The following is a 12162-nucleotide window of genomic DNA, read 5'->3' on the forward strand; positions in this document are numbered from 1 at the left end:
TGGTAGCGGGAGCTGGATTTGAACCAACGACCTTCGGGTTATGAGCCCGACGAGCTACCAGACTGCTCCATCCCGCATCAATAGAAGTTTTTCAGCTGCATACACCAACTTAAATTTCTGGATTATAAGTTGGTGCGGAAGGGGGGACTTGAACCCCCACGCCCGAAAGCACTACCACCTCAAGGTAGCGTGTCTACCAATTCCACCACCACCGCAGCTGTGACGCATTCTAGTCGCATCACTCAAAAAAAGAAAGGACTAATTAAAACTATTCGGCCGTTTTTGGTGCAGTTGGTGAAGTTTCAACCGGTTGTACCGGCGCAGTCGGTGCGGACTGGACTGATGACAAACTATACGCATTTGTGGTTTGCTTCTTGGCAAGAACCGCCAAAGTCAGACTGGTTACGAAAAACAGCGCAGTAAAAATCGCAGTCAAGCGGGTCATGAAATTCCCCGAACCTGATGCTCCGAATACTGTTGCTGCACCGCCGCCACCGAAAGAGGCACCAGCATCTGCACCTTTACCATGCTGAACCAAAATCAAGACAATCATCAAAACAGCTAAGATAATATGTACTACCAGCACAAAAGTTTGCATGCCGAACTCCTAATTATTGTGTATTTGCAAATGCCTGAGCAATTTTATGGAATGACTCAGCATTGAGTGATGCACCACCGACCAATGCCCCGTTGATATCCGGGCAGGCTGCTAACTCTACTGCATTTTCCGGCTTGACACTACCACCATATAAAATCGCCATAGTCTCGCCATAGCCCGTAATCTGGCTTAAACCTTGACGGATTTGTGCATGCATGGCTTGCGCATCTTCAGGAGAAGCAGTTTTACCGGTTCCAATTGCCCAGATCGGTTCATAGGCAATCACGACATTTTTCCACTGATCAGCATCCACTACAGCAGCAATATCACAAATCTGCTGCAATACTACCGCTTCTGCCTGTCCGGCTTCACGTTGTTCCAGACTTTCACCTACACAGTAAATCACGGTTAAACCGGCACTTAAAGCATGCTTGATTTTAGCATTTAAAATGTCAGTATTTTCCGCAAATATTTCTCGGCGCTCAGAATGACCTACCAATACATACTGGATTTGGCTGTCTGCAAGTAATTCAGCACTGACTTCACCGGTGTAGGCGCCCATTCCTGAAATACGTGAAACATCTTGCGCTACAGTGTAAATAGGACGAGAAGCGGATGACAGTTCTGCCTGAATCTGGCTTAACGCAATAGCCATCGGCGCCACACCCAGATGACATTTACCCTCAGAGATTGGTGCTGTTTCCAGTAAACTCTTAAGACCACGCACCAAGCTCAATGCCTCTGCCTGCACCGGATTCATTTTCCAGTTACCTATCACCCAAGGGGTAATCGTCGAAACCGACATAATTAACCTATTTCATTTACATATTTTCAATTGGGCACATTCTACACGGAATTGGAAAATTAAAAGAATAGTTTTCTTATCACTCATTCTAGGTTTAGACTATCCTAAATGGTTATTTTTTGTTATCACTTAAAAAAATAGGGACTTCTTCTAACCAGTTCATAGTTTTACTGGATATGAGGAAGGTGGCAGCACTCTTTGCTATGGCATTTTTACGTAACAAACGTATAATTTTAATATAGTAATTAAAAAAATTTGATGAGTAGGCATTTATAGCATGACAGCTTTACAGGGGTCGCCGAGATTTACCGGATTTATTCGTCGTTTGGTCGAGGAAGGCGTAATCTCGGCTGAAGATATGCGCAGTGCTTTGGCGCATGCCAAGCAGGAAAAAATAGATATTGTGGCCGAGCTGATTAACCAGCAACAGCTTTCTCCCACCGTCATTGCCGAAACGATTTCAGTCGAATTCGGAGAACCGCTATTTGATATCAGTGTTTATGACCCTGCTCAAATCCTGCGGGATATCATTGACGAGAAGCTGATTACCAAGCATCGCATCCTGCCAATTTTTAAAAATTCCAGTATTTTATATATTGCCATCAGTAACCCGACCAATATTGAAGCAATTGATGCGGTCCGTTTTTCCACCAAACTCAACATTGAAACCATTATTGTTGAACACAATAAACTTGAAAAACTGATCGAGCAGAATTTTACCGAAGAAAGCACTTTTGAATTCGATGAAGACTTTGATCTGGATGTTGATGTCGAATCTGCTGATCCGAATAAAGAAGAGGATGACAGTAACAAGGGTGAAGAAGCACCGATTGTCAAATATATTAATAAATTGCTGATTGATGCGATCCGTATGGGCGCTTCAGATCTACACTTTGAACCTTATGAAAAAATCTATCGGGTACGTTACCGGGTCGATGGCGTTCTACGTCAGATTGCAACCCCGCCCTTACAGCTGGCAAACCGCCTGTCTTCACGTCTTAAGGTTATGTCACAAATGGACATTTCAGAAAAACGGGTACCGCAAGACGGCCGAATCAAACTAAAATTATCCAAAAACAAAGCCATTGATTTCCGTGTCAACTCTCTCCCTACCCTGTTTGGCGAGAAGCTGGTACTGCGTATTCTGGATCCATCCAGCGCGATGCTGGGGATTGATGCTCTGGGCTATGAACCGGAACAAAAAGAACTGTTTATGCAGGCGCTGGACAAACCGCAAGGGATGCTGCTGATCACCGGCCCGACGGGTTCCGGTAAAACAGTTTCTCTTTACACCGGTCTGAATATTTTAAACCGTGAAGATACCAATATTTCGACAGCGGAAGATCCGGTCGAGATTAACCTGCAAGGGATTAATCAGGTCAATGTCAATAATAAAGTCGGCCTGACCTTCTCTGCTGCACTAAAGTCCTTCTTACGTCAAGACCCGGATATCGTAATGGTCGGTGAGATCCGAGATCTGGAAACTGCAGAGATTGCGATTAAAGCGGCGCAGACCGGTCATATGGTGATGTCGACACTGCATACCAATAGTGCACCTGAGACTTTGACCCGTTTACGCAATATGGGGGTGCCTTCTTTCAATATTGCCACTTCAGTCAACCTGGTTATTGCACAACGGTTGGCGCGTCGGTTGTGTTCACAATGTAAAAAACCTGCCGATATTCCGAAACAAAGCTTACTGGAGATGGGTTTTACCGAAACCGACTTGCAGCAACCTGAGTTCCAAATTTATGAACCGGTGGGCTGCAATGAATGTCGCGAAGGCTATAAGGGTCGTGTGGGTATTTATGAAGTTATGAAAGTAACACCCGAAATTTCCAGAATTATTATGGAGGACGGCAATGCACTTGAAATTGCCGATGCTTCCGCACGTGCAGGTTTTAACAATTTACGCCGGTCAGGTTTAGTCAAGGTGATGCAGGGGGTGACTTCTTTACAGGAAGTCAATCGTGTCACCAGCGAATGATCGGGCGCTGATCTAAAATAAGGATAAAGGTATGGCAGCAGTAAAGAAAGGCCAGATGATGCCGATCTTCAGCTATGAAGGAATTGATCGTAAAGGGGCAAAGATCAAGGGGGAATTGCCAGCAAAAAATATGGCTCTGGCCAAGGTCACCCTTCGGAAACAAGGCATCAGCATAAAAACCATTCGGGAAAAGAAAAAAAATATCCTTGAAGGCTTGATGAAGAAAAAAGTCTCGACACTGGATATTACAATTTTTACCCGACAGTTGGCGACCATGATGAAAGCCGGAGTACCGCTGGTACAAGGCTTTGAAATTGTTGCAGAAGGTCTGGAAAACCCATCCATGCGTGAAGTTGTACTGGGAATTAAAGGGGAAGTCGAAGGGGGTAACACTTTCGCTGGAGCACTGCGTAAATACCCACAATACTTCGATAAATTATTCTGTTCGCTGGTGGAATCAGGCGAGCAGTCGGGTGCTCTTGAAACCATGCTTGATCGTGTTGCGATTTACAAAGAAAAGAGTGAATTACTCAAGCAAAAAATCAAAAAAGCGATGAAGTATCCAGCTTCGGTAGTCGTGGTTGCGTTGATCGTTACCATTATTCTGATGGTCAAAGTGGTCCCAGTTTTCCAGGAATTATTTTCTTCATTTGGTGCTGATCTACCCGCTTTTACCAAGATGGTGGTCAATATGTCGGACTGGATGCAAAAATATTGGTTCCTGCTGATTATTGCCATTGGAGCCATCATTACTGCTTTTCTTGAAGCCAAAAAACGTAGCAAGAAATTTCGCGATTTTCTGGATAAAGCAGCGCTTAAGGCACCGATTTTTGGCGATCTGGTATATAAGGCGATTATTGCCCGTTATAGCCGTACCTTGGCCACCACTTTTGCAGCTGGTGTGCCCTTGATTGATGCACTGGAATCTACTGCGGGCGCAACCAATAACGTCGTATATGAAGATGCTGTGATGAAAATACGTGAAGATGTCGCCACAGGTCAACAGCTGCAGTTTGCTATGCGGGTCACCAACAAGTTTCCTTCCATGGCCATCCAAATGGTCGCAATTGGTGAAGAATCTGGTGCACTGGATGCCATGCTGGATAAAGTGGCCACGCATTATGAAAATGAAGTCGACAATGCAGTTGACGGCTTAACTTCGATGATGGAGCCATTAATTATGGCTGTTCTCGGTGTGCTTGTCGGTGGTCTAGTGATTGCCATGTACCTTCCAATTTTCCAAATGGGTTCTGTGGTTTAATGCAAGATCTTATTCAATATTTTATTCAAAACCCAACGGCGTTGTATATCGCAGTTGGGCTTTTTAGTTTATGTATCGGCAGCTTTCTAAATGTAGTGATTTACCGCACGCCCAAGATGATGGAACAGGAATGGCGTACCGATTGCCAGATGTTTTTGCATCCAGAACAGCCGGTGATTGATGAAGCGAAATTAAGTTTAAGCAAACCCGCTTCGACTTGCCCTAAATGTTATCAGCCAATCCGCTGGTACCAGAATATCCCAGTTATCAGCTGGCTGGTCCTGCGCGGAAAATGTAGCAACTGCCAGAATCCTATCAGCATCCGTTATCCTTTGGTTGAAATGCTGACGGCAGTTTGTGCACTGCTTGTCGTAGCAGTATTTGGTCCGACAATGCAAATGCTGTTTGGCCTGATCCTGACTTATGTGCTGATTGCGCTAACCTTTATTGATTTTGATACCCAGTTATTACCGGACCGTTATACCCTGCCCCTGGCTGCACTAGGTTTGGGGGTAAATAGTTATGCACTCTATACCTCCCCAAGCTCTGCCATTTGGGGGTATATCATTGGTTTTCTGTGTCTATGGATAGTGTATTACCTGTTTAAAATCATCACCGGTAAAGAAGGCATGGGTTATGGCGATTTTAAATTACTAGCGGCTTTGGGTGCCTGGATGGGTCCATTATTACTGCCTTTAATTGTGTTGCTGTCTTCCCTAGTAGGTGCGATTATCGGTATCATTCTGCTAAAAGTCCGCAAGGAAAATCAGCCTTTTGCTTTTGGTCCCTATATTGCGATTGCCGGCTGGATTGCTTTTCTTTGGGGTGAACAAATTATGAAAGTGTATTTAGGTCAATAAATTGAAATTTGTACTCGGTTTAACTGGTGGGATTGGCAGTGGCAAGTCTGCTGCCAGTCAGTGGTTTGAAGCACAAGGGATCACGGTAGTCGATGCCGATGTGGTAGCGCGTGAAGTGGTCGAAATTGGGCAGCCTGCACTGACCCAGATTCAGCAGGCTTTTGGCGATTGGGTACTGCTTGCCGATGGCTCACTGAATCGTCGTGCCTTGCGTGAATATATCTTCCAGTCTCCTGAAGCACGCAAAACTCTGGAAAGTATTACCCATCCGGCAATTCGTACTTCCATTATCCAGCAACTACATGCTGCGCAAAGTCCCTATGCCATTCTGGTTTCACCACTTTTATTTGAGACCAATCAGCACGAACTCACCCAGCATACCTTGCTGATTGATGCCACCATCGAACTGCAAATTGAGCGGGCCTCACAACGTGACGGCCAGAATATCGAACAAATTCGCAATATCATTGCTGCCCAAATGTCCCGCGAACAAAAGCAGACCATGGCCGATGATATTGTCCTAAATGATGGTCATCTGGATCATCTCTATGCTCATCTCAGACCATTACATCAAAAATATTTAAACATGGCAGCCAGCTGAAGCATAAAAAAAGCAGTCTGATTAAGACTGCTTTTTTTGTTCTGCCAATTTTCGGCTCAGACTGTCCTGATGCTGTAACCAGCGCCACGGCTGTAAGGCCCCAACTGCCATACCCATCAGGCCACAGACCATGGCCAGACTTAAAGTTTCATTTAATAAAGGTACAGCCAGAATTGCCGCAATAAAAGGTGCAAGATTGGTAATACTGCCTGCCTTAAATGCACCAAGACGCTTGATGGCTTCTACATAGCTTAAAGTGGCAATAATCACCACAAATATGCCGTGAAAAATGGTCTGAAACAGTAAATGCTTGGGTTCAGGCACACTCAAATTTTTCGGTAAAAATAGCAGATAAATCGGCACATATATCACTGCCGACCAGATCGCGACCCCACACATTGCCTGCCATGCAGTTAGCTGATATTTACGCAATAAAACGGTAAAAATCGCCCAAAGTATGGCACTGATAAAAAACAGCCCGTCCCCTGCCCCAAAGGCCACACCAGTTTCCCGATACATCAGCATACTCATGAGACACAATACTACAATCATAATGATCAGGCTGGCCCAGGTATGTTTATCAAAAGCCTGCCCCATCAGAAAAAAAGCCATGATCGCGGTACAGATCGGAATACAGCCATTCAAGAAAATTGCAGCATGGGCGGTAGGTGCGTAGTGAAAAGCACTATAGGCAAACAGGCAATAAATCACCCCGCCAATCATCGCTAAAATAAAAGGCTCTTTTTTCAGTAAAAAAGCGGCCTCTTTACGATAAAGCAAGATCGGCATCAGAATCAGGAAGGCCAGAGAAAAACGCAAGGCCACGATATCCCAGGCACTGATCTGCCAAAGCGCATTCAGGCGGGCCGTTAAGGTAAAACCGCCCCAGATGCACATGGTAACAACTAAAAAAACATAGCCTTGCGTACGGTCTGACAATGTCATCATCAATTAAAGGTTACGCTGACGGCAGGCTTCATACAGCGCCATACCTGTAGCCACACTGACATTCAGACTTTGCAGATTGCCTGCCATCGGAATATACACGGTCTGATCACATTGGCTTTGCGTGATTGGACGCAGGCCAGTATCTTCCGCACCCATCACCACACAGACGCCGGTACCGGTGAAATCAAAATTCTGGATCGGTAGTGCTTTTTCATCCAGCATGGTACCGACCACACGAACATTAAAATCTTCTTTGATTTGACCCAAAGTACGCGCCAGATTGGTCACCTGAATGAATTTGACTTTGTCCGCACCACCTGCAGCCACTTTACGTGCTGTCGGGGTTAGGGTAGCTGAACGATCACGTGGTGCAATCACTGCCTCAACGCCCATTGCAGCGGCTGTACGGATACAAGCACCGAGATTATGCGGATCGGTAATATGATCCAGAGCCAATAACAACGCTTGAGGATTTGCGCTCAACAGTGATTCAAGATCTTTTTCATTCAGTGTCGGATGTGCACGTACCGCAGCGACCACGCCTTGGTGAAACGGCTGGCCGGCCAGTTTCTCCAGTTTGTCACGGCTGGCTTGCTGCACACTGATTCCAAACGGTTCAGCCAGTTCCAGTACACGCTTTAAACGCTGATCATCGCGTCCTTTGAGAGTGAATAATGTCAAGACACGTTCAGGCTCAAGCTCTAACAATGACTCCACTGAATGTACGCCATAAAAATATTCAGGTTTTGCCATGAACGACCTCTAGATTAGTTATATACAAAAGAAAAATCCCGTAAAGCTGACTTCACAGGATTTCTGTAGCTGATTAGTTTAACCGATTCGCACTGAAATTTCTTGCCCGGTTTACACTGATCTTGAATCTGGACTTAACCTTCAAAATGGCAGACATAGTCCAGCACATCATCGGTTTCGATTTTAAAACGGCTATTGCCCGGTACATAGAAAGACTGACCGGCACGGAACAGCTCACTTTCTTCGCTATCGCCAATCTGAACACGGCATTCACCTGAAACAATTTCCATGCGCTCAGGAACATGTGTTTCAAAGGTCAAGGCATTTTCTGATGGCAGAATGACACCCAACGTTTTCTTGGTCCCGTCTTCAAATTGTACAATGTGACTAATACACAACCCGCCGAAATATACATTAGATTTTTTAAGTACCGATACATGATCAAACTGAGCTGACATGCGATTTCTCCAGATAAAGCATTTTGTAATATTTTGATTGCTGTAGTTTAAATGTGCACCCTCAACTAATCAATCGAAGTTTATCGACGTCGATAAAATATTCTGTATCGCTGAATCCCTTTTAGTTGCAGCATGTTTTGGCCTGTATTTTGCTGGCATATCGGCTTCAGTTTCGACTTAACCACCTTCTGCTGAAATAATTTTATTTCAACTATTAGCTTAGAGAACATTGATGGCAAAAATATGAAAATCAGCAATGAATTAACATACTTCTGAGTCAGCTTGTTGCGAAAATACAGTGAAATAAGCATATATGAATCTTTAAAATTTAAGATAGAATGAAATTGATTCGTCCTGATTTATAATAATCCCAGCCATGTTGCGACCCCCAATCCGACATCAGGCTATTTCAATCAAACTTTTCGCAGCCCGGATGCGTTTATGCTGACACATTTAACTCTGATCAATTTTGCTTTAGCTGAGCATCTTGCTATTGATATTGATAAAGGTTTTAACGTTTTAACCGGTGAAACCGGTGCAGGTAAATCCCTGTTACTAGATGCATTGTCTGCCTGTCTGGGTGAGCGAACCGATACCAATTATGTGCGTTATGGTACGGAAAAGGCAGATGTCACCGCCAGCTTCAGCTACCAAGAGCACAGTCCTGAAGCAGCCTGGTTGAAAGAGCATGAACTGGATGATGAATCAGGTGAAATTCATTTGCGTCGGGTAATTTTTGCTACCGGCCGCAGCAAGGCCTGGATCAATGGACGTCCGAGCAGCCTGTCAGAGTTGAAAGAAATTGGGCGTCTGCTGGTTCAACTTTATAGCCAGCATAGCCAGCAGCAACTTCTGGAACCACCTTATCCAAAACACTGGCTGGATCGCTATAGCAATTTTTATGCACCAGCTCAGGAAGTGCGGGACGCTTATAGCACCTGGCAGAAAAATATTCGTCAGCATCAGGCAGCGCTAGATGCACAAGCGAACCGTAAGCAGCGCATGGAAACCTTGGAACTGCAGCTAGAAGAACTGGAAGAAATTGTTCAGACGGATTATCAGGAGATTGAACAGGAATTTGACCGGCTTTCCCATCATGAAGCGATCATGCAGGACTGTGTCTATAGCCTGAATAGTCTGGATGAAGGCGAACAGAATATTTCCCAAGAACTGGCTTCCATTCTACGTCGCATGGAATCACATGCCGGTCGTAGCGAACAGCTTTCCCAGATTCATACTTCTTTACTAAATGCCCAGAGTGAACTCGAAGATGCAACGGCAACATTACGCCAGTTTATGGATCGGCAGAGTTTTGATCCGGAACGTATGGAAGAACTGAATTCAACGCTGGAAATTTTTCATCGTTTGGCGCGCAAATATCGCACCCAGCCGGAATTACTAAAAGAAGAATATGAGGCCTGGCAGCTTGAACTTGAACAGCTACAGCAACTGGAAGATCCGGAAACCTTGGCTGAGCAGGTCGAAGTCTCTTATCAGGAGTTCCTGCACAAAGCCCAGCATCTAGACCAGATCCGTCGTGATGCGGCTAAGCCACTCGCTAAAAAACTGACTGAACAGGTTAAACAGCTGGCGCTACCTGAAGCGCATTTTGAGTTTAAATTTGAGCCTCTGGAGCATCCGTCCAGTGAAGGTCTGAGCTTTATACAGCTGCTTTTCACGGCCAATAAAGGCATTCCGGCTCAGCCGCTGGCTCGCGTTGCATCAGGCGGTGAATTGTCGCGTATTGCGCTGGTGATGCAAGTCATGAATGCGGAAAAAACCGAAGCCGAAGTACTGGTCTTTGACGAAATTGATGTCGGGATCAGTGGTGGTACTGCAGAAATTGTCGGACGTTTACTGGCCGGTCTGGGCCAGCATGTACAGATTTTGTGTATCACCCATCAGGCACAGGTGGCAGCACAGTCTGATCATCATTTGCTGGTAAAAAAACAGCAGACCGACCCTGCGAGCAGTACCATTATTAATCTTGAAGAAAATAATATTATTCAGGAACTTGCAAGAATGACAGGGGGTATGGAGATTAGTGAAACGACTTTACAGCATGCCCGCCAGTTACGTCAGCTGAAATTTCAGCAAGCTTAAATCTTTACAATCCGGACAAATAAAATTTGGTGAATCCAAAAAGCTCGAGTAACGTAGCAATTAGGATCATAGGATTTCTCTGCGAAGAAATTAATTTTAAGGAGAACTGCTCAGGTGACCAAACAGTTTCTGACACATCGTTGTCTGATTGCACCGCCGCATGCGAATAATGATTTTTTTGCCCGGACGGTCATTTATCTCGCGCGTCATGATGAAGATGGTGCTCAAGGCATCATTATTAATCGACCTGCCGGCATTCAAATTAAAGAATTGCTGAATGATCTTGATATTGAGGCAGACAACGTCAATCCGCATGAAGTATTGCAAGGTGGCCCTTTACGTCCCGAGGCCGGCTTTGTCTTGCATACCGGCCAGCCAACCTGGCATTCCTCCATTGCAGTCGGAGAAAATGTCTGCATCACGACATCCAAAGATATTCTGGATGCGATTGCACATAATGAAGGGGTCGGTCGCTATCAGATTGCCCTTGGTTATGCCAGCTGGGGCAAGCATCAGCTGGAAGAAGAAATTGCCCGTGGTGACTGGCTGATATGCGATTCCGATATGGATCTGATTTTTAACTTACCTTATAACGACCGTTGGGATGCTGCCTATAAAAAAATGGGCGTAGACCGCAACTGGTTATCTTCCGAGATTGGACATGCCTGATGTAAACGCGCCACAAACGATTATGGCGTTTGATTTTGGTACACAAAAAATGGGAATGGCTGTCGGTCAATCCCTGATTGCAAGTACCAATCCCTTAGCTTTATTTCCCATGAAAGATGGGATCCCCAACTGGGATGAACTGCTTAAAATCGTAAAAAGCCATCAACCAGGCTTATTTCTGGTGGGTTTGCCACTGAACATGGATGATAGTGAATCTGAACTGTCGACACGGGCGAGAAAATTTGCCCGCCGTTTGCGTCATCAGACCAATATTGAAACCTGGATGGTGGATGAACGTTTGACCACCCGTGAAGCACGCGATGAACTGGATCATTATCAGGCGCAAGGTCGTGGCAAAAAACTGTCTGCGGACAGTATTGCGGCTGCCCTATTGATTGAAAGCTGGTATAGGCATCCTGCCGGAATTACACCTTAATTTACTTTGAAAGGTTAAAAACAGTATCCTTTGGGGTACTTTTTTATGTCTGAATGCCGCCTAAGGATAAAAATAACGAAAAGTCAGATTAATTCTAGGTTGCAGCACTTTAGTGGTTTTACGGATACAGTGCTTCCAGTATTGCTGGGTCTGTCCACGCATTACAATCAATTGACCACTCTGCAACAGCAGATCGACTGTTGCCTGCTCGGTTTTATGTTTAAAGCTCATCTTGCGGGTGGCCCCCAGACTGAGCGAGGCAATAACATTTTCCCGGGATGTTCCCACATATAACGCAGCTTCATCATCACTGTGCCAGCCCAGACCTTGCGAACCATCTTCATATAAATTGGCCAGACAGGAATTAAACGAATGACCGACCAGCTTTTCAATATGCTGTTTTAAACGGAACAGACCCGGTGTCCAGATCTGAGCCTGCTTGAAACTTCCAGAATAGTGATACTGATAGTGTTCATCGCCATACCACACCACTTTGCGTCCCGTAATATAATGCTTGCCAAATAAATTCACTTCGTCCGGCTGCCAGACCAGATGAGCCAAAAAATGCTGTAGATATTGCTGGCTCTGCTTTTCATCCAAAATCTGGCCATAATCCTCCACGATCCCATCAAAGGGTAATAAATTGGCTTGAGCTTCAGGCGCAAAAAGATCCAAAGTCATTT

The 12162-nt window shown here is 45.1% G+C and carries 13 protein-coding genes and 2 tRNA genes; 7 read left to right on the plus strand and 8 right to left on the minus strand.

Annotation, left to right across the window (positions count from 1 at the left end; all coding sequences use genetic code 11):
* From VXQ92_RS11000 to tpiA, 4 genes are all read right to left on the minus strand, one after another.
* Positions 1–77: transfer RNA gene (locus VXQ92_RS11000), tRNA-Met, on the minus strand.
* 53 nt (positions 78–130) lie between these two features.
* Positions 131–215, minus strand: a tRNA-Leu gene (locus VXQ92_RS11005).
* Positions 216–268: 53 nt separating this feature from the next.
* On the minus strand, positions 269–598 hold the full coding sequence (gene secG, locus VXQ92_RS11010; RefSeq protein ID WP_064094630.1) for a preprotein translocase subunit SecG: 330 nt from the start codon (positions 596–598) through the stop codon (positions 269–271).
* Positions 599–611: 13 nt separating this feature from the next.
* Positions 612–1403, minus strand: coding sequence for a triose-phosphate isomerase (gene tpiA / locus VXQ92_RS11015; RefSeq protein ID WP_416681618.1), 792 nt, complete (start codon positions 1401–1403; stop codon positions 612–614).
* Between the two features lie 277 nt (positions 1404–1680).
* Between tpiA and pilB the strand changes: the two genes are divergently transcribed.
* Genes pilB through coaE form a run of 4 tightly spaced genes read left to right on the plus strand, consistent with a single transcriptional unit; the run spans position 1681 to position 6112 of the window.
* On the plus strand, positions 1681–3390 hold the full coding sequence (gene pilB / locus VXQ92_RS11020) for a type IV-A pilus assembly ATPase PilB (protein WP_416681621.1): 1710 nt from the start codon (positions 1681–1683) through the stop codon (positions 3388–3390).
* A gap of 31 nt (positions 3391–3421) precedes the next feature.
* A complete protein-coding gene (locus VXQ92_RS11025; RefSeq protein WP_064094633.1) occupies positions 3422–4651 on the plus strand; it encodes a type II secretion system F family protein in 1230 nt (409 codons plus the stop codon).
* On the plus strand, positions 4651–5511 hold the full coding sequence (locus VXQ92_RS11030) for a prepilin peptidase (protein ID WP_416681624.1): 861 nt from the start codon (positions 4651–4653) through the stop codon (positions 5509–5511). The genes VXQ92_RS11025 and VXQ92_RS11030 overlap by 1 nt, the downstream gene beginning before the upstream one ends.
* 1 nt (position 5512) lies before the next feature.
* Positions 5513–6112: a dephospho-CoA kinase gene (gene coaE, locus VXQ92_RS11035; protein ID WP_191730922.1), complete on the plus strand. Its 600-nt coding sequence runs from the start codon at positions 5513–5515 to the stop codon at positions 6110–6112.
* 21 nt (positions 6113–6133) lie between these two features.
* Here the strand turns inward: coaE and VXQ92_RS11040 are convergent, their stop codons facing one another.
* From VXQ92_RS11040 to VXQ92_RS11050, 3 genes are all read right to left on the minus strand, one after another.
* Positions 6134–7057, minus strand: coding sequence for a DMT family transporter (locus tag VXQ92_RS11040; RefSeq protein WP_413772523.1), 924 nt, complete (start codon positions 7055–7057; stop codon positions 6134–6136).
* A 6-nt stretch (positions 7058–7063) separates the two neighbouring features.
* Complete coding sequence (gene rlmB / locus VXQ92_RS11045) at positions 7064–7813, minus strand: 23S rRNA (guanosine(2251)-2'-O)-methyltransferase RlmB (protein WP_005101440.1); 750 nt, start codon at positions 7811–7813, stop codon at positions 7064–7066.
* 134 nt (positions 7814–7947) lie between these two features.
* Complete coding sequence (locus VXQ92_RS11050; RefSeq protein WP_004281089.1) at positions 7948–8271, minus strand: pyrimidine/purine nucleoside phosphorylase; 324 nt, start codon at positions 8269–8271, stop codon at positions 7948–7950.
* A gap of 441 nt (positions 8272–8712) precedes the next feature.
* Between VXQ92_RS11050 and recN the strand changes: the two genes are divergently transcribed.
* The 3 genes from recN (at position 8713) to ruvX (ending at position 11479) form a co-directional block, all read left to right on the plus strand.
* Positions 8713–10374, plus strand: a complete 1662-nt coding sequence (recN, locus tag VXQ92_RS11055; protein ID WP_416681627.1) for a DNA repair protein RecN — start codon at positions 8713–8715, stop codon at positions 10372–10374.
* A 114-nt stretch (positions 10375–10488) separates the two neighbouring features.
* Positions 10489–11043: a YqgE/AlgH family protein gene (locus VXQ92_RS11060; RefSeq protein ID WP_064094638.1), complete on the plus strand. Its 555-nt coding sequence runs from the start codon at positions 10489–10491 to the stop codon at positions 11041–11043.
* The gene (gene ruvX, locus VXQ92_RS11065) at positions 11036–11479 is read left to right on the plus strand and encodes a Holliday junction resolvase RuvX (protein ID WP_416681629.1); all 444 of its coding nucleotides are present in this window, start codon (positions 11036–11038) and stop codon (positions 11477–11479) included. The genes VXQ92_RS11060 and ruvX overlap by 8 nt, the downstream gene beginning before the upstream one ends.
* Before the next feature lie 60 nt (positions 11480–11539).
* Here the strand turns inward: ruvX and VXQ92_RS11070 are convergent, their stop codons facing one another.
* Positions 11540–12160, minus strand: a complete 621-nt coding sequence (locus VXQ92_RS11070) for an alpha-ketoglutarate-dependent dioxygenase AlkB family protein (protein ID WP_416681631.1) — start codon at positions 12158–12160, stop codon at positions 11540–11542.
* Positions 12161–12162 lie beyond the last annotated feature (2 nt).

Source organism: Acinetobacter sp. 228 (genome assembly GCF_048147885.1).